Raw genomic sequence first — 18,279 nt, forward strand, 5'->3', positions numbered from 1 at the left:
CCAATATTTATCAAAAGAACCAAATACCTCTACTATTTAATACCTACGACTACAAGTTGTACCTTGTGAAACGATATACTACACTACAATGCAGCCAATGCTGCTGGATCAGCACCTCTCTAAATAAAGATCTACTCTAGATCGAGTTCACAACGGTGTAACATGTGAAAAATAATAAGTAAGCCCAACTCGGGCTTTTCTTTTCAACTCAAAAACGAACATACATTCCCGTTTTTTAGGAGGCCTATATGCTGCAATGGATCTATTACAAACCAACCGAGCTCGAAAAACAAATTACCTCACTTTATCAATCCATTGAAATTTGGCATCCAGAAGATATACAAGAAAGTCTGATTGCTGCACGAACAGGTATAAAACTTCGCTACGAAGACGCCCCTTCTCTAGCTTTTGAAAAAGGTAAGTATCGCTGTATCGTAATTGATAACACGCTAGGACTAGAAGAACAACGCAAACAATTCTTTCATGAGTTTGGCCACTTGCTTCGAGGGCATGCTGGCGATCAATCTGGTTTACCTGATCTATTCCGTGAACTCCAAGAAGAGCAAGCTGAACACTTCGCCATTTACGCTATGATGCCCGCTTATATGATAATGAACCTCCCTGTGCCTGAATACGAAAGGGATGTTCCCTACTTGCTTGCTTCCGAATTCAGAGTCCCAATTGATACTGCACATGAACGATGGGATCAAATAAAGCGAAGAATCAGTGCGGGTGCTTGGGAACAGGAATGTATCGAACGTGAGCACAGCCGATACAAGAAAGCAGATCCAGCCAGCTGGTGCGATGATGCTAAGAAGATATTCCGTCTCGCGATTGACCGAAAAATGCAAAAAGGACAGGGAGTGATTATTCGATGAAGATTCGTGTATTTCATGATTATCATGAAGATAAACTGGTGCCACAGAAGTACATGATCAGCATCCGTAAGGGAGAGCTGCCCTGGGATCGGGAAAAGGTTTTCGTTTCTGTATCTGCCCCTTTTGAGCCTATTGGAATCGAAGATTTCTTACCAGATTCTTTGGCAATTACTGTTACCCAAGGAGACTTGATCCTTAGCGCTGATAAACCCGGGAAGTTTGGTATTCTTCTCCCTCCGCTAAAGCGACGAGCTGTTGAAGGCGGAGTTGATTACTGGGATATAGAACATCTGGTGATCCAGGTTGCTGATCTGGAAGAACTATTCCAGCTAAACGTCTTTTGCACGTAACTTAACGAGAGGAGAATCCATATGCCATACTATCCAGAAGGTTTACAAGATGTTGTTATATACCTGCGTAAATCCCGTGAAGATATCCAGGCAGAACGAGAAGCAAAGAAGCGTGGTGAATCATACGATACACTTGCTCGCCATCGTCGAGAGCTATTAGATATTGCACACCGTTTCAACTTCACCATTCTAGATATCCTGGAAGAAGTAAAGAGTGGAGAACGAATTGACGGTCGTCCAGAAATGATGAAGCTGCTTGATAACATGTACAAAGGCATGTACAAGGCAGTTCTTTGCATCGACACCTCCCGTCTCAGCCGTGGCGGATTGAAAGACCAAGGTGAAATTATTGAGGCATTTCAAGTTACGGAAACCCTTTTGGTTACAGCATACGAGGGTCTTATCGACTTGGAAACGGAAGAAGGCGAAAGTAGCCTTGAGATGCGTGGGTTTGTAAACCGCCAAGTGTTGAAGTACACCAAGAAAAACCTTCATGCTGGTAGAGTCCGTTCTGTAAAAGAAGGACGGTATGTTTTCACACGGCCACCTTACGGCTACGATGTGGAGCCCAAAACCCTTCGACTCATTCCAAATGAGAATTTCAAGATAGTGAAAATGATTAAAGAATGGTACATGGACGAACAGCTTAATCTTGGAACAGGTTTAATTGCGACCAGATTGAATGAGATGAGTATCCCGTCTCCTTCTGGAGATATTTGGACCCACCATTCAGTGATCACGATATTGAAAAATGTCCATTACACCGGATACCTCGCGATCGGCAAGAAAAAGCGGCGAAAGTACTTTGACAATGAGAGCGGAAAACAACGGGAGAAAGCACGACCAGTTCCTGCCGACCAGTGGCAGCTCAGTAGAAATCAAGCACATGATGCTGCGTGGACATGGGATGAACGTGAACAGATACTAGGAAAAATGCGAGGCAACCTGCCTGTTAAACAATCGTACGAATTACAAAACCCCTTAGCTGGCTTGATTAAGTGTGGTTCTTGTGGGCGGATGATGCGGAGGAAAACAAATCTCAGGACCCCTGCCCTTGTTTCTTGTGTATGCAAAAAAAACTCAGCTACTTATTTACATCTTGTAGAGGAAAAGATTTTGCAAGAATTAACCCATTGGTTGGAGAACTATACTGTTGCTGTGCAGGAAATTCAGGATTTTTTACCGAAGCACGAAGAGACCAACGATGTGACTGCCATTAAAACAATCATCAGTCAAAAAGCAACTCGTCTTGAACAGTTGGAAAAGCAAAATGCTCGAACACATGAATTGCTGGAATTGGGTGCATACGACCTCGAAACATATCGCGAACGTAAGAAAGCAATTTTAGAAGAGATGAATAAGTGGCGAGAGGAAATTGCAGCAGCCCAGGCGGAGTTAGGGAGAGTCAATCAGGTGCGGGAAGCCCGTCAGGAAATTATCCCAACGGTGGTTCGTGTCTTGGAGACGTATCAGAAGGCTAATGTGAAGCAAAAAAACGTTTTACTAAAGCAAGTCTTGGAGGAAGTTGTATACACAAGGGAGAAAAAGAAAGACTTCAGGCTCACACTTTATATTAAGGTCCCTGAGCTCGCATAGGTATCATGTAAGTTCGTATCCGTATGAACTTACGCCGATACCTAAAACCATAACGCATGCTAAAAAGATAAAGAACATTTTGGACATATGTACACTCTCCTCTATGAATAATAGTAATTAGTATTTCTAAACCTTTTTATCTCCTCAAGGTATCGCCTGGTCTATCCAAGTCACTGCACGATCCCGAAGTCCACCCTCTCGTACGACAGAGTTGTTTATATTTGCAAGACTGGAAACGATGATTCCCAAAGAGAATACGATGCACATGATGATGGACAAGAGCTTAGTCATGAGCAGCCCCTCCTTAGGTTAAATATTTGTCGAGAATTTCTGTTAGCAGCTTGTACCACGGAAACATCGCAACCAAAAGCCCCATATAAAAGGCTGGATAAACAATCACACTATAGCCAATTCCAAGTGATTTGATTTTTTTACGATGGCGAAACATTCTCCGATGATCTACAGCCCACTCCATTCGCTGCATGGTAACACTTATTTGTCCTTCACTGAGTTGCTCAATCGTCCGCATACTAGAAACAAGAATAACCCCATCGTCTACTCCCATTTTGCGTTTAAAGCTCTCCAAGGCCTCATCAGGATCTTTGTTCCACTCAGATAACGTAGGTACATACTCCTTCAGTTTTCTCGTAGGGCGCGCCGCTTTAACCATGGCGCTATAGATAGGAACCTGATTTTCCAAGAGTGTCACATAGCGATTAATAAACCGGGCAATATCTGTACTTAATATATCCTCACGATGTCCCGCCCACATTTTCAAACCAATGTATGGCATCATGAAGCTGCCAGCACAAGCCAGACACATAGACAAGAGAGGGAATGATTCGACTCGGCTCACCATGACCCAAAGCAGAATCAAAATGCACACTGAGCTGCCGCTGAGAAGCTGGAGAAATATCCACTCCGCTTTTCCCCATCCAAAAGGCCTTCCCGCCCGAGCTAACAGTTGCTCCCATTGCTCGTCCTCATCTGCCTTTACGGTCTGCTCCCACTTTCGCCACCATACTCCTGAAACAAACAATCTGGGTCTCGATATACTGACGACATTCTTGCCTATCATAAATATCGCAACAAAGACGAACAGCGCTCCCAATCCTAGATACGTGTACATGACAAATATAGGCATTAGCGATACCTCCGTCCCCAAATGAAGGCAAGTAAAATAGAGAAGGACCAAACTGTTACAGCGAGCGCCAATATTGCTTGTCCATCTAGCGTATAAAAATAAAGGCGATAGGAGTCTTGAAGTAGACTTTGATTGTATGGTATTAGACAAATACAGATAGCTATTACTACCAACAAGCTAATCCAAATCGAGTAAATCTCACTATCTCGCTCTTCCTTTTCATCCTGCTGGACAAACATTTCATTCGTTAGCCTGTTAAGCGGGGCCTGAATATCTTCCGTTTCACCTTCCAAGCCACTCGCAATATACATCGCAAAATCAAAGGCCCAAGGATGACCCAGCCGCTGCGCAAACTGTTCTACGGCTGTTACGGGATTCCCGCCATCTGTCAGACTGTTGTTTAAGAGCAATAGATCGGGAAGCAATTCTTTCGGGCACTCGTCAATCATTTCCCGAAACGTGAGAATGATGTTTTTCCGACTGTTATAATAACGCGCAAATAATTCAACAAACCGGCAGAACGAGCTAATTTTCTTATTGATTCGGACTGTATAGCGAGCATACAGCAATAAGTTCGGCAGCAATAAAAATAATACGAACAGAGACAAAGAAACAATTAGGTTTCCCAACAATATCCCCGAAACAAATCCAGCGACGCTTCCAATGAGAGAAAGGAGAAGATGAGCTTCTGGAGTTCCCCCTCCTATTTGGCACCAGCGATCGTATCGTTCGTATATCAGACGACGTGTAGCATCCTTCAGGAATCTTTCTCTCCAGACCTCAACTGTTCGCGGAAAGAAAACGCGGGGTGTTGACCAACCTTTGTACAGATGCAAGCCTAGAAACAAAAAACCAATGAAAATACAAAAGAACATGGGAATGAGCAGCATGTATATCATAATTGTCTGCCTATGTCTGTAAGTCGTAGCTCTTTCAATACACCGATATCTGCCTTACCGATGTAACACATGTATTCAATCAGATGTGGATTGATTTGTTTGCCTGTCCACTCGTACTCCCCTGTTTGCATATTGCGACTTACTAACGGAATGGAATCAACGCGATTAAAGGTGTCGTTCCATTCTGTTACATGAATGGCGTCGATGAACCGATGGCCATTATTCCGATAAGTGAGAGAGTTAACAAAATTGACCGCCCTACTAATTCTCTCTTGTGTCAACTCGATACTACGACCCCCATACTGATAAACCAGGTCTGTCAGGTCATGCAACGCCTTATGTGGAAATCGTTCATGCATCGCACCGATAGTAGCATCTGTTCCACGAATGCCTGCGTTGATAAAGTGATACGCTTCGATAGGCTCTCTAATTTCCCCAATCAGAATGGTGTTAGCTGTGGATCGGTACATATCCTTGAAGCAGTAGGCCAGATCAATCCCAATCTCTTCTACGTTTTGAAGCTCGATTACTTCTCCGGGCCAAACATCTCCGAAACGCATTTCGTGCTCGCTTTCAAAAATGGTTACATACTCAGTAAGCGGGTCCTTCATCTTCAGCATACATAACATCAGTGTTGTTTTACCTGCAGCCATCGGACCAATCACGAGAACATTTCCTCGTCCAAATACTTGTTGCTCAAGCAAGCATTGAACACTCTGATCAAACGTTGGGCGCTGTTGATTCCTTAAATCGCTCAATGAGAAAGACGGTGTAGTAAAACGCCTCACCAGAATGGTCGGCACTCTTGAATAAGGAAAGGTAAACATCGTCAATCTCGCCTTTAAAGCATCAAGGTAACCACTCAAGCGTGGTTTTTTCTCATTAAAGGATAGGCCTGCAGCGTTTGTTAGTTTTTGTTGGAGCGTCTCTACTTCTTTCCATGTAGGAACATAAGAAAGAAATTTCTTTTCTCCTTGCTCTAAGTACGCTACCTTCCGATTTGCTGAGATCCGTACTTCTTCCACCCAGGGAGAAAGATGGAGAACAGCATCCAGAATGCCCCACCCGTATGTCGCAAAAGCAAGCCCCTCATATCCGTTAACATGTGGCAAAATTTCTTCTGTTACAGGACGTTTCATAACCTCTTCAAAATAATGCTGTAGACGAAGAATGATATGATTATGACTGTCCCGGTTACCTTGCTCGGCCAATGATAGGATTCGTTGCATTTCTATTTTTTCGTCTCTGCTTGTGCCGAAATGATTGAGGTAATCCCTTGCTGCTTGCTTAATATCTTCTACATTTTGCAAACAAGACGCTGTCCATTGCTGTTCCATTATTTTCATTAGCCCGACACCGCTCTTCTGACCTCATACTCAGCTTTGGCAATTTCCTTGAGGCTGCTGATATACAATTTAGGTGGAAAAAACTCCTCAACCAGAACACTGTTGCTTCTCTGGGATTCCTTTAGCCTACTTTCTGAAATACGCGGTACTATACCATACAAGGCGATATCCTCGCCGATTCGGAATGGCTGTCCCTGGTCCAGATGACTCAGCAGCACCTCGCACTGCACTCCCTTTTCCCTCCACGTACCGATCCATTCTCTAGAGCTCTCGATGCTAAATGGGTCTGACCTGACAAACAAGAGGTTGCGATCAGCCGTATACACCAATCGCTGCATCGCCTCTGTCTCGGGGAAGCAGAATCCCCAGTCGATATATACATAGTCAAACTGCTTGCGGAAAGCAGCAATCATATTAGTTATTTCCCAGCTCTTCCACTTGCTTGCTGCATGAGCATAGTACAAATTGGGCATGTGTACGCTTTGTTTGCATACACTCTTCCAATTGCGCTTGATTGCCGTATGAATATTTAAAAAATCTGGCCGAAAAAGTGCCAACTGATGCTGCTGCAGTTTGAAAAAACGGGTAAGGTCAGGTTTTGCATGATTCATATCGAGAACGACTATACGCTTATCGGGGTATTGCTTTGCTAATAGGATGGGATAATTGATGCAAAAAGTGGTGATACCTGAAGCCCCATAACTCATTAGTGCATACACAAGCCCATCATTTTCACTTGTTATGTACCCGGTAGACTCCTCAATAAAGCCAAGAATTAGACTAATTTTGCTGCGAATTTCCTCCTGAGACAGCTTAGCGGAAAGTAGATATATACCCTCTAATGACAATTCTTCAGCTACTTGTTTGATTATCGCTTCATCTCTGAAAAGTGGAACGATGATGAGCGGAGCATTTTTCGGCAACGTCGATTTTATCGCAGGCAGCCACACCCAAGCCGGTGTCATATACATTTCGGAAAAAATGACTGCAGCATCAGGTTGATATAAATGAACGAGGCGTGAAAAATCCTCTGGAGACTCGGCTACTAAGACCTCGGTAGAAGCAGGCATATATGTTTTTACCAACGACTTCATAGGATAACACACTAGAATTTTCATGAAGCTTGCTCCTTTGAAACCATGATATGACCCACCTGTAAAACGCCATATGTCATCGCCTCATTGAGGATCACATACTGTTGGTCAGTGAGATTGAAACCTACAAAAGCGGGTAGCGCTGTAGGCTGCACTCGATAGTCTCTGAATCGTTTTTCACCGTTCAACAGCGGCTTTTCACGGGAACCATGAAATACGGCATCCATTTGATCAGGAGAGGGAAGTAGGCTTGGCTTCAACGTATAAATTTCAATACCGTTACTATCTCTCACACTGGCCAGTTGGCTTTCAAATAAGAGTTCAGCCGTGTCATTCGTCTTTTTAAACTGAAGTGGGTCAGGATAATCTTGTAGCTCGCTAATACTCTTGTATTTCACCCAAATTTTTACGTGATCGCCTTTACGTAATTCTGTCAGTGGTTGAATGGATAACAACGGAAATTCATATCTTGCCTGTCCCTTTACAGGCAGCAACTGAGAATCAGTTAATTTTTTGGTTAGCAACTGCTCCCCTTCATACATGCTTTGCGTGCTACGCTTCCCCAAGACGCTATCCAAGTCACGTGCGGAATCAGGTAAAATTTCATTTATTCCTTCCTGGACGAGTACAACATCATCTTGCGTAATCGGTTCAAATGGGGAAATTTCTTTTCCCGGAGCTACTTTTACAACAGGGGCAAACAATCTCTCTGCTGCCATCACATCAATGTACTGGGTCGCAGCGTAGAATGATGAACCTGCCAACAGAAACGATATCAAGCAGATAATAAACAAGGCTTGCTTCTTCATAGCATCCTTCCTTTATAAGCGTGAATCAGCGATTGGAATTCACTTACTTCCTCAGGAAAAAACTCCAGCAACAAGTTTCCTTTTGAATGCGCGGTTGCTGTCTTTTCCCCATCAATCAGAGGTAACATATACTCCACTTTTGTAGGACCAGGTTCAACGTTCCAAAGGGAGAGTGTCCCTTCCACTTTTTTTAATACACTGGAACGAGATAACCGACTGTTCCACTTGTTTGCAATAAATTTCAATTTATTTTTTTCGGACGTCCACCACGAAGGTGCTGTCTCCGTTAAAAATAATCGAGTAAGCCTGGCGAGGTCGCCATCAAATACTACCCATATTTCGTCTGCCATTTCAAAAATTTGTTTAGCCTCGTGTGTCCAGCGGGAAGATACATCTATAAGGACAATCGGACTAACCTTGCTCATTCGTAGTAACCAGTTAGCCATGTCTATGTTGGTAGATTTCTGTTGATGATTCAAAGGGGGTTCTATCTGGATGCGGAGATGATTGTTCTGCATGAGGAGCATAGATGTGGAAGCATTATACGCTTGTTGATTAGTCCTACGCTCGTAATCAAGCGCAAAGTAGTAGTAGGAAATCGCATTTGGCAGTTCACAAAGAGTAACAGGAATTCCTTTCTCAGCCCAAGCGTATGCGATATTCCCAGCTATAAAACTGGAACCGGCCTGCACATAGAGACTCGTTACTGCAATACATTTTCGATTAAAAGTCTCCATTTGTTCTTCGAATAGCGGTAAAGCAAGCTTGTCTTTAAGTATCTTCCACTGCCGTTCTTCCTCGCCAGTAGGAGTAAATTCCTTCTGTTCTAGGTCACGGAAACGGGAGACGAAGCGACTCATTTGATGATACATGCCTAACCTACCTGAAAATCGGTCGTATTGTTTTTACTCAAAATATAATTCCGAAATTTTTCAACCATTTCTCGAATCGTTAGTGACTTCCGGTGATAATAGTAAATTTTACGCAATCGCTCCCGTTCCTGAGAAGTCATCTCCGGCTTTACTTTCATCGCCATCTCTATCAACAAGGCTAGCTCTAAATTGTTTGGTCTGCCTCGTTTTGGTGGATTAGCGAACAATTGCTGCTGCTTTTTATCAAACGCATTGGGATATTCCAAAAGCCACATATCAACGATTGCCTCTATGTCTTCTTGTGAGCGAACTCCCAATTTCATCAAGTATTTAAAGTATGTTGGTAGGGAGCGTTCTTGCAATAGTCCATTTTTCCATCGAGCGATAAATCCGTTTGGAATCGTGAGTAGTTTTGTAACGTCTCGTATAAGTGCCATTCGATTTTGTGATTGGTAAAGAACTACTGCTTCCTTCACAAGAGTAAATAAAATGTCGTGATAATTTGCGTCATTTGATACGCAGCCGTACTGGATTACATACCATTCCTCTACCGCTTTATCAAAATCTTTACGACAATTTGTTAATTGGAGCTGAACTAAATGTTCATAAAACTCTTCCAGATCGTATCGAGCCATAAATTCTTCCTGATAATCTCCAAAGACGAAAGTGATAAACGATTCCTTCAACTCTTCAATCGAAACCAAGCTGTTTGTCTCCTCATAGCAGCGGTTGACTAATTCGATAGCACTATTTGCCAACACTAATAATCACTCCCATTATTTTACATTTTATTTATATTAATTGACATTCTGCTACATCTTTCGCCACACGTCAAATATTTTTTGTTTTTTTAATATTCCGATTTACCTTTATGAAATGATCACCTTACACGCATCCGTGCAAGGCGATCATGAGAATTACTCTGCTAAAAAATAGAGTTCTTCTCCTGTTGCGAACAGAAGGGCGATCCTTCCTCCGCGCTCCATGACGGTCGGAGCATTCTCCATTACAATTATCCCGTCATTGAGTACTACTCTGTTACCAAATCGATGTATCGATTCGATTTGGAAGGTCCCTTCTGGTAATCTTTCCACCGAAAGATTCCGACCGGGCCTGTGCTTCTGGTAGCGGACCTGCCGCCCGAGAAGCTGCTCCATAGATGCAGAGCACTGCTGGTGAGCCTCCACTGTTGCCATGCGCAACGCCTCCTTCTCTCACCTGTAGAGTACGGCCGTTTCATGTGCTTATAAGCCAATGAAACTATTAATACCGTAAAAAAAGACAGTGGGTTGTTGCAAATATTTTTCAACTGTCTTCCCAGAAGGCTGGATTACTTAATTCGGGATACATTTCAGTTACCATATCGAAAGGAGAAAAATAGAGTGTGTCGACTAAAATTTTTAACCGATACTTTTTTAAAAGACTATACGCTCTCTCTGTTTTCCCGAATATTTTGGGCAGTTGATACAAATCAGGCAGCTTCAACAAATGATGACACATGTAATCGACACAAATCTTTGCTCGTTCCTCTCCCTTGATGCTTTGAAAATACAGTGGAGGAAAATGTCGACGAATACCAGTAAGTACCTCCTGATAGACCCACAGTACGCGCTGCTCCTCGGGGAGACGCGGCAAATAAGGATAAGCGAACTCGACAAAATAATAGACATCTTCAGACTTTGCCTCTATTGGCGGCTCTATATATTCCCTTACCAGATGCAGCTTCAGTTGCTTAATGTCTTGGATACTCAATTCCCGCCGGGCTTGCTCCGGTGTCCACTTTTTTACATGCTCAATCGCGTAACGAACCACTAATTGTACTTTTTGCTTTCGGTACTGCGCATCTTCAAACTCGTACGGGGAAAATCGTTTCTGCTCTCCGCTGAGAATGCGTTTGTACCGTTCCACTATTTTTGACGGCACTGCTTCCTCACTCCTATAACCATTTTTGGAATATACTTCAAAATTACCATGATGGCTTAGGACAAAAATAACAGCGCGCCAATCAAACAAGTACGACTTCAATCATAGATTCCTGATTGAGAGACCCGACCCAATTTCACATCGAGGTCCTCCCACAGCGTAGGGACATTGCTTGCTGCTTCTACCCGAACATGATAGATTCCCTGGAGATAAAGATATGACCTTTCTCCCTTTTGATGGATAGCATATGCCTCCATATTCCCTCGATCGAAAGCCGAACTGTTTAGCTGCCACAATATTTCGGCTTCCTCTCGCGCCCCACGGATAATGTCTGCTTCTTGCTGCTCGGCCTCAGCCGTCGTAGCAAAAAGCCGCATCTGCTTTTCCCCTTCGCTGTCAACGTACTCCCATTTTCCAGCGGCTCGAGCACCTTTTGAAATAAGATCAGCCGTATGCTGCATTTTCATTTTCAACAAATCGGTCTGCTCTAAAAATAACAACAGCGAAAGAAGGCCACCTAAACAGAAGAGAAAAAAGATCGTTGTTATCATAATGGATCCATGCTCTTCTGCCATTCGCTGCTTGAGATAAATATAAAAACGGATCATTTTTTAGCCTCCGCGTTTTCTATCATCATGTAATAGCTCTCTGTTATCTCATATAGCGTCCCCGTCGCTAACAGTCGAAACGAAATGGTGGCTTCTGCTTTTACATGGTTCCCTTTCTTCCAGCCTCCTCCTTTAATCTGAAGTCGTACCCCTGTATTGGCTACGCCGATCCCTTCACTCAGTTCAGCTTCCCCACGCTCGGTCGCATGATAAGTAGCTAATCCGTAATTCGGCTGGACGGAAGCGATTCTTCCAGCTTCATAGGCAGCAGCCATCACCTTTTGTTTGTTGTACAAAATACTGAATTGATCAAAAGAAAACATGATTAGTAGCCACACTAAAGGAAACACCAAAATAAATTCGATTATTTGGCTGCCGCGCTCGTCGTGTAGAATCGTTTTAACCACTCTGCCAATCCGCTTTTTCATTGGCTTGTCCCCATGAAATGTAAATAATGCTGGAACAGAAATGCACCTAACAATAAAACAGCATACGGGAAGGAAAGGGCTGTTCGATCCATTCCCGGCAACCAAAACTGTCGATGTGCAATCCACCCCGTCGCCATAGCACGTAAGTTATCTCGTAGGCGGGACCAGGAACGCGGGTAAATTAAAATGAACAGTAGACATAACCATATCGAGTGTAGAAACAATGGATATATCTCCGCCCAGCTGCTCCAAGCGCCTACTGCCATCAACAGCTTTTGGTCACCCATTCCCATTCCCTTGAAAACTACTGGTCCGACTGTTAGAAGAAAAGCCCCCGCCACACCAGTCAACGCCACTGCCACTGATCCAGCGTGCCATTGATACAATAAACCTGCAGCCAGCACAGGAAATGTAAGCATGTTTGGAACTTTGCGCCTCTGCCAGTCAAACCAAGCTGCAATTGCTAAAAGGCTAAAGACAACCATGCTCATCATTTGCTGATCATATCTTGGAGTTCCTTTAATTTCGCATCCTCTGCTTCACCCAGCGTGGATAGAGTAGGAATGATCAAAATCAAGATAACCGCTACGATAATGACCATTTCCACAATGGTGACACCGTCTTCCTCGTACCAAAAACGCTTTAGGTAATTTGTAATAATGGACATTCCATTCACTCCTTTACGGTTTCTATTTTTCACTTTGCCAAAAGACAGTGCCTCTCGCAAAAATATTTACAGACGATCACCGATGCCAATCAATGCCGGCCCCATAACTAGGAACAGCAAAGGCACTCCCATCAACAAGATCACAAAAGGGAGCAATCGGATGTTTAAACGATTCATGTGGGTAGATGCCTCATCTTCTTGTTGTCTCATTTGTTCCTCTACTTGAACAGCGAGCATTTGGGCAATACTCACCCCCTTGCTTATCGCCTCATTCATTTCCAGAGCAATGGTTGTTAGTGCGTCTACTTCCCAACGAAATGCTAGCTCTTCTAACGCTTTTCTCCATGTTCCGTAGCGTTTCTCTTCGACTTCAAGGCGCGTTAGCTCATGTCCAAGCCTGGCGTCAAAACGACGTGCAGTCTCTTTAACTGCTGCCTGGATTGGCATCCCTGCCTCAACCAAAGATTGAACGATACTAAAAAAAACAGGTACCTGCTCCCGAATTTGGGCTTTTACTCGTTTGTCTCCCCAATCTAGCAATCTGGTAGGGAGCAAATACAACAGCATACTCCCGATTAAAGGAAGACCGTTTGCCATTCTCAGCGATTGCTCTACATATACGTTAACCACTAGATAAAGAAGAGCCGATACAATAAACACCATACTGATTCCCTTGAGAAGAATGATTTCAGACAGACTTACATTCCAGCCCAGTCTCGTCAAAATTTCTCCTGTTTTTTGCCGATCTATTCCTGTCCATACACATAGTCTGTTCATCAGATACTTATTCTTTTCTAACAAACGAATGACCGTCCATCGTGTTTGCCCGCGTTGGAATGATTGTTCTATCTGGGCCTGCTGTTCCTGATCGATTCTACCCAAAAGAGTACCATCAACTTCTCCTCCCCTTCCTAAGCAAGCTGGCAGACCATACAAAAACAGTGCTATACCTGTCACGATGCAAATCAGTAGCATGTTTAGCCTCCCTGAAGTACGCTTTTTTGAGCGACGTATCGAATCGCCTCTCCCCCTAGTAAAATGCAGGATAAAGAACCCAGGATAAGCAATCTGCCGCCTAGCGTAGCGGTCAGAGAGTCAAAATGATGGGGGTTATTCGAGTACAGCGCTATTACAAATACAAATGGCATGGCGCTCAGCAGATTAACTTGTGCAACGATTTGTGCCATCGCGGACTTTTGCCTCCGAAGTGACTGCCTGCGGCGCAAGATAGAGGATGCAGCCAAATCCAGCGTCTTAGCCATATCCCCGCCCATTTCCCGTTGAATTTGAACAATCGTAGCCAAGTACTTTACATCTGCTGATCCCGTCCGCTGATAAAACTCGCTCATGACATGCTCTAGCGGTACTTGTGCTCGTAACAACTCAACTATGCGACGATATTCATCCGTCACAGTTCTCGCCAAATATGGACTCGCTGCTACCTGTTCAAAAGCGTGCAAATATGATGGAGACGTTCGCAATGCACTGGCCATGAGTCGAATAGCCTTCACGTTCCTATCCTCAAACTGATCCTTTCGCTTTGCTCCCCATACACTGACCAGTCGCTCCGTAAATAAAATGCCTGCCAGCAACGCAGGTGTCGCTAACCACCATGACTGCAAAATTTGGCTACATAATCCGAAGGAAAGCAGGCCAAATAAAAAGGAGAGGGTCACATACTGGTTGACCCCCCACCCCGACCGCGACTTCGCTAATCTCTCATTCAATTTGTCCCATATCGTTTTTCTATCCTGCTGGAGCAGGCCGATAATTGCGTGTTTGCCAGATGGCTCTCGTAAAAATAACTTCTCCGGAACCAAAAGCAAGACGGTACCCAATCCGATACCAAAAGCGATAGGCAAGCTGAAATCTCCCATGCTCTCCCTCCTACACGGGTATTGGCTGTGTAAAAAAGACCTGATCTATTTCTTCTCGTGATAAACCTTTTTCCAGCCAACGCTTGATTAATCTTTCAGGTCGATAGCCTGTCCATTTAAAATGACCTGTCACTTTCCCATCCTGGATCCCTGTCGGTTCGTATATGTAAATATCCTGTAAGTAAACTCGATCCGGTAGGACTTGTTTAATATTACACGCACGCTTGATCCATTCTTCATGTGATTGTCCTGTGCCTACTACCTCCGTGATAGCAACAACTTTGCGGCTTCCGTCCTCTTCAAAACGTTTGACCTGAACGATCAGATCAAGTGCCGATCCAATCATCAGGTTCCGTTCCTCTGAGCTGTATACCTCATCTGCCTTTCCGAACAAAATGGGCAGCGTAGAGTCGACCAAAGCTCGTGGTGAGTTGGCGTGGGCTGTACTCCAACTCCCGGGATGATCTGTATTCATCGCCCAAAGCATATCGACAATTTCTCCACCCCGAGTCTCTCCGACCATAATCACATCAGGCCGCTTGCGGAGGGAAAGGCGTACACAATCCTGGATGGAGAAACCTCCTTTTCCTTCATAATTAGCCGGTTTTGCCAAAAATCTGCGTACGAAAGGATGCTGCAGCTTCATCTCCAGCACATCCTCAATAGTGATAATGCTCAAGTAAGTGGGGACATACTGGGAGATGAGATTCAGCATGTGCGTCTTGCCTGATCCTGTTCCGCCACTTACTATCCCAGATGCCCGCGACAATCCTACCGCTCGCTTTAAAAACAGCAGCATAGGCTCGCAGATCGAGCCGTAACGTAAATAATCGGATTCACTGAGCAAGTCACGGTGTTTTCGAATAGTAAGCATGTGACCATCTGGCGATATAGAGCGATGTGTAGCCGCAACACGAGAGCCGTCTGGTAGTTGTGTATGTAATTCCGCCTTCGTCTCGTTAAACTCGCGCCCCATCGTTGCTGCCATTTGTTCGAGCAACCGGAGCATTTCCTCCTCATCACGAAAAACATCTATCTCAGGCGATTCTAATCTTCCTGTGCTTTTCCGTTCCACGACCAGATAGTTAAACCGATGAAATAGAATCTCGTTAATGTCGTTATCTTCTAATAACGCATCCAGTGGGCCCCACCCCGTCAATGAATGCAGCAGTCTCTTTACTTCTGCTTCCAAATGCAGTGATGAGAGTGGTGTTTGAGCTTCTAGCAACATTTTGATATCAGCTGTCAGCTCATCCAAAAAAGCAGTAGAGTGCTTCTCCTCCCACAAACGTTTTCCATGCTTTTCTACAATCTGTGTACGAACCGAAGTCTCTGCATCTCGGCCAATCCAGTTTTCTCCCGAATGCTGCGGTATAGTTGCTTGCATCTTTTCATTTAAGGTTGTCGGAGTCCGAGCCGTTTCTCTTCCAATTGAGAGTAAATCTTTTGTACCACGTACCTGATTTGGGATTCCAAGCAATTGTTTCTTGTCAAACATCATGTTCCTCCCCTACCCCCATAGCCATCGCAAAAGTGATGACCGGTCCTTTGTTTTCCCTTTTGGAGTAACGCCTGTATTTTCCGTATCTACTGGCAATAGAGCTTTCCCAAGGGTTTCGATCGCCTCTTTTGCAGCAATTCGACCCGGATGCATCATGACAGGAACGCCCGTGTTGATAGATTTTTTGACCTCTGCATCATCCGGGACCGAAAATATTTTCCTGCTTGGGTGCAGTTGAAAGTACGCTCTGATCTCGTCGAGAGTAAACATTTCTCTTCGTTGAAGTCGGTTCATACACACCTGTATTCGTTCTTCGGGGTACTCGGCTTCCCTTAGTAATTTCAGGAGCCGTTGGATATTTTCAATGGAATCGACTATCGGGTTGCCAACCATCACCACATGCTCAGCAAAAAAAAGGGCTTGAATGGTGGCGTCTGTTGTATCGGGTGCGGTGTCAATCAGAATAACGTCATATATGCTTTGTTTTAGCGTCTCCAGAATGAGGTATAGGTGATAATCCCGAATCTCAAAGCTGTGCCTAATATCACGTGGAGATGTTAATACATGCAAACCGGTTTCTGCATGACATACGATGTACTTCTCGATGTCTTGTGGAGACAAAGTAACTGCGGAGGCATACTCCTGCCACTCTTCGTGGCGTACAGTGAACGGATCTCTTCCTTGTCGCTGAACAAATGCTTGCAGTTGGACATCAATGTCCTGTACCCATGTAAAGAGATTGGGGGTGCGCGGCAAATTTAGTGTTGTTGCAAAAGTTCCTAGGTCAAGATTGAAATCGACCGCTAGTACTCGCATTGGTCGCCCTTCTCTTCTTTGCATGGAGAAGAAAATAGCCAGCTCTCGTGAAATGAACGTTTTGCCTACCCCTCCCTTTGGTCCATAAACCGTTATGAGGTGCTTCGGTACTGTGCTGCCCCCGTAAGAGGACTCGGAAAAGGGCTCTGCGGTGGGCTGCTGTATCTGGTTGGTAGGTGCATGTAAGGGGGGTGGGACTTCAAGAGGGTTTGGATGATTCTGATGGACACTTCCTGCCATCATTCCTTGAGGTACCATTGCTAATGCTTCTAGTTGCCCTGGTTGCACTGGCTTCGCCACTACCCAAATACCTAGGTTGCGAAAAAACGGTTCCCACATGAGCTCTTGTGGTGAGCAAGCAGCGATGAATGAAAGTTGAGGATAGGCCAGGCGAAATTGTTGACAAAGTACGCCTCGTTCCGCCTCTTTTATTCCACCTAAAATCACCATGTCAGGACGTGTTCTTTGCAGCATTTGCCACGCTTCATCGACCTCTGTCGCAAGGCCGCAAACTTCCAGCCACTTACTTTCGGCCAGTTGTTCCTTTAATACATTGCTAAACTCTCTATCGTCATCTACTATGAGCAAACGCTTTTTCACTCACGTTCCTCCTCACGATTACTCCATCGTTTTTTTGTTCTCATTAGCTCAGCAGCAAACTGTGCATCGCCTACCCCTGCTTTTTGCCCTTCGATTACTGCCGCTAATCCTAAACGGATCTTGCCGTAATGGAGTGCATGGGTTAACATAACCGCTTCATTACGTGTGAGAGAAAGGGTAACAGCTACCAGATTCGGTTGATTCCCTTCCATTTCTCTCTGTACCCCAATAATCGGCATATTTTGCAGGAGTAATCCGGAGTGTGCACCCCTGTCATCTTCAAATGAAGCATAGACGTGAACTCGCTCGCCAGTGGATACATGGGGAGATACCCCTGCCACATTATCGACGGGAATGCTCATTCCAGTCATTAGCTCAGTCAACTTCGCCTCACTTTGAATATGGCCCGCCTTCTCCAAGTCACTCTCCAAGAGTGGACGACCGCCTTTTACTGGGCGTATAAATGGCAGACCAATTAAATTCGAAGCTTCAGCCCAAGGGATTAAGCCTGGTATCGGTGAGCTCGACCTTTGAAAAATACCTCCCATTGTAAGTATCAGCGGTTCTAAATCCTTTGCTTCCAATAACTGCCCGCTTTCTTTTCCCACGCTGTTCCGTAATTGAGTATAGGCGACTGTGTGTGGTTTCAGAATGGTATATGCGCCAACACCGACACATACTGCTAACAGTAAAAGTGCCAATAATCGCAGCGGGTGTATAGACATTTTCCTCCTCCTTTCCTAATGCTGCTTCTAGCTTACAGAAAGCTTTAGGGACAAAAAAAGAAACAGAAAAAAACCGTGCAGTCATTCCTGCACGGTTTTCACATTCATCTATATTCGCTCGTTCATTCAAAACTGGATCTGCATGA

Annotated in this window: 22 protein-coding genes; 3 read left to right on the forward strand and 19 right to left on the reverse strand. The window is 44.4% G+C overall.

Features of this window, described 5'->3' with window-relative positions; translation table 11 throughout:
* Positions 1 to 248 precede the first annotated feature (248 nt).
* Genes ACIFQN_RS26745 through ACIFQN_RS26755 form a run of 3 tightly spaced genes read left to right on the forward strand, consistent with a single transcriptional unit; the run spans position 249 to position 2,824 of the window.
* The gene (locus tag ACIFQN_RS26745) at positions 249 to 878 is read left to right on the forward strand and encodes an ImmA/IrrE family metallo-endopeptidase (RefSeq protein WP_429836083.1); all 630 of its coding nucleotides are present in this window, start codon (positions 249 to 251) and stop codon (positions 876 to 878) included.
* Entirely contained in the window at positions 875 to 1,228 is a 354-nt protein-coding gene (locus ACIFQN_RS26750) for a hypothetical protein (RefSeq protein WP_429836084.1), read from the forward strand. The genes ACIFQN_RS26745 and ACIFQN_RS26750 overlap by 4 nt, the downstream gene beginning before the upstream one ends.
* Positions 1,229 to 1,249: 21 nt before the next feature.
* Positions 1,250 to 2,824: a recombinase family protein gene (locus ACIFQN_RS26755; protein WP_429836085.1), complete on the forward strand. Its 1,575-nt coding sequence runs from the start codon at positions 1,250 to 1,252 to the stop codon at positions 2,822 to 2,824.
* Between the two features lie 144 nt (positions 2,825 to 2,968).
* Here the strand turns inward: ACIFQN_RS26755 and ACIFQN_RS26760 are convergent, their stop codons facing one another.
* From ACIFQN_RS26760 to ACIFQN_RS26850, 19 genes are all read right to left on the reverse strand, one after another.
* On the reverse strand, positions 2,969 to 3,115 hold the full coding sequence (locus ACIFQN_RS26760) for a hypothetical protein (protein WP_429836086.1): 147 nt from the start codon (positions 3,113 to 3,115) through the stop codon (positions 2,969 to 2,971).
* A 13-nt stretch (positions 3,116 to 3,128) separates the two neighbouring features.
* A complete protein-coding gene (locus ACIFQN_RS26765) occupies positions 3,129 to 3,968 on the reverse strand; it encodes a hypothetical protein (RefSeq protein ID WP_429836087.1) in 840 nt (279 codons plus the stop codon).
* On the reverse strand, positions 3,968 to 4,597 hold the full coding sequence (locus tag ACIFQN_RS26770; protein WP_429836088.1) for a hypothetical protein: 630 nt from the start codon (positions 4,595 to 4,597) through the stop codon (positions 3,968 to 3,970). Before ACIFQN_RS26770 ends, ACIFQN_RS26765 begins: the two co-directional genes overlap by 1 nt.
* Before the next feature lie 266 nt (positions 4,598 to 4,863).
* A complete protein-coding gene (locus ACIFQN_RS26775; RefSeq protein ID WP_429836089.1) occupies positions 4,864 to 6,213 on the reverse strand; it encodes an ATPase, T2SS/T4P/T4SS family in 1,350 nt (449 codons plus the stop codon).
* Complete coding sequence (locus ACIFQN_RS26780) at positions 6,213 to 7,331, reverse strand: hypothetical protein (protein WP_429836090.1); 1,119 nt, start codon at positions 7,329 to 7,331, stop codon at positions 6,213 to 6,215. Before ACIFQN_RS26780 ends, ACIFQN_RS26775 begins: the two co-directional genes overlap by 1 nt.
* Positions 7,328 to 8,116 (reverse strand): SAF domain-containing protein, encoded by a 789-nt coding sequence (locus tag ACIFQN_RS26785; protein WP_429836091.1) that lies wholly within the window; start codon positions 8,114 to 8,116, stop codon positions 7,328 to 7,330. Before ACIFQN_RS26785 ends, ACIFQN_RS26780 begins: the two co-directional genes overlap by 4 nt.
* Positions 8,113 to 8,988, reverse strand: a complete 876-nt coding sequence (locus ACIFQN_RS26790; RefSeq protein WP_429836092.1) for a hypothetical protein — start codon at positions 8,986 to 8,988, stop codon at positions 8,113 to 8,115. The genes ACIFQN_RS26785 and ACIFQN_RS26790 overlap by 4 nt, the downstream gene beginning before the upstream one ends.
* Before the next feature lie 2 nt (positions 8,989 to 8,990).
* Positions 8,991 to 9,749, reverse strand: coding sequence for a hypothetical protein (locus tag ACIFQN_RS26795; RefSeq protein ID WP_429836093.1), 759 nt, complete (start codon positions 9,747 to 9,749; stop codon positions 8,991 to 8,993).
* Between the two features lie 156 nt (positions 9,750 to 9,905).
* Positions 9,906 to 10,184, reverse strand: coding sequence for a hypothetical protein (locus tag ACIFQN_RS26800; RefSeq protein WP_429836094.1), 279 nt, complete (start codon positions 10,182 to 10,184; stop codon positions 9,906 to 9,908).
* A gap of 109 nt (positions 10,185 to 10,293) precedes the next feature.
* Positions 10,294 to 10,911, reverse strand: coding sequence for a hypothetical protein (locus tag ACIFQN_RS26805; protein ID WP_429836095.1), 618 nt, complete (start codon positions 10,909 to 10,911; stop codon positions 10,294 to 10,296).
* Positions 10,912 to 11,009: 98 nt separating this feature from the next.
* The gene (locus ACIFQN_RS26810) at positions 11,010 to 11,519 is read right to left on the reverse strand and encodes a hypothetical protein (RefSeq protein ID WP_429836096.1); all 510 of its coding nucleotides are present in this window, start codon (positions 11,517 to 11,519) and stop codon (positions 11,010 to 11,012) included.
* Positions 11,516 to 11,947 carry a TadE/TadG family type IV pilus assembly protein gene (locus tag ACIFQN_RS26815; RefSeq protein ID WP_429836097.1) on the reverse strand — a complete coding sequence of 144 codons (432 nt, stop codon included), beginning with the start codon at positions 11,945 to 11,947 and terminating at the stop codon, positions 11,516 to 11,518. The genes ACIFQN_RS26810 and ACIFQN_RS26815 overlap by 4 nt, the downstream gene beginning before the upstream one ends.
* A complete protein-coding gene (locus tag ACIFQN_RS26820; RefSeq protein WP_429836098.1) occupies positions 11,944 to 12,441 on the reverse strand; it encodes an A24 family peptidase in 498 nt (165 codons plus the stop codon). The genes ACIFQN_RS26815 and ACIFQN_RS26820 overlap by 4 nt, the downstream gene beginning before the upstream one ends.
* Entirely contained in the window at positions 12,438 to 12,614 is a 177-nt protein-coding gene (locus ACIFQN_RS26825) for a pilus assembly protein (RefSeq protein ID WP_429836099.1), read from the reverse strand. The genes ACIFQN_RS26820 and ACIFQN_RS26825 overlap by 4 nt, the downstream gene beginning before the upstream one ends.
* A 66-nt stretch (positions 12,615 to 12,680) precedes the next feature.
* Positions 12,681 to 13,589, reverse strand: coding sequence for a type II secretion system F family protein (locus ACIFQN_RS26830; protein WP_429836100.1), 909 nt, complete (start codon positions 13,587 to 13,589; stop codon positions 12,681 to 12,683).
* 2 nt (positions 13,590 to 13,591) lie between these two features.
* A complete protein-coding gene (locus ACIFQN_RS26835; RefSeq protein WP_429836101.1) occupies positions 13,592 to 14,491 on the reverse strand; it encodes a type II secretion system F family protein in 900 nt (299 codons plus the stop codon).
* A gap of 10 nt (positions 14,492 to 14,501) precedes the next feature.
* Positions 14,502 to 15,989, reverse strand: a complete 1,488-nt coding sequence (locus ACIFQN_RS26840; protein WP_429836106.1) for a CpaF family protein — start codon at positions 15,987 to 15,989, stop codon at positions 14,502 to 14,504.
* Between the two features lie 12 nt (positions 15,990 to 16,001).
* Positions 16,002 to 17,408 carry an AAA family ATPase gene (locus tag ACIFQN_RS26845; protein WP_429836102.1) on the reverse strand — a complete coding sequence of 469 codons (1,407 nt, stop codon included), beginning with the start codon at positions 17,406 to 17,408 and terminating at the stop codon, positions 16,002 to 16,004.
* Positions 17,405 to 18,133 (reverse strand): RcpC/CpaB family pilus assembly protein, encoded by a 729-nt coding sequence (locus tag ACIFQN_RS26850; protein WP_429836103.1) that lies wholly within the window; start codon positions 18,131 to 18,133, stop codon positions 17,405 to 17,407. Before ACIFQN_RS26850 ends, ACIFQN_RS26845 begins: the two co-directional genes overlap by 4 nt.
* Positions 18,134 to 18,279 lie beyond the last annotated feature (146 nt).

Source organism: Brevibacillus sp. NRS-1366 (assembly GCF_050467985.1).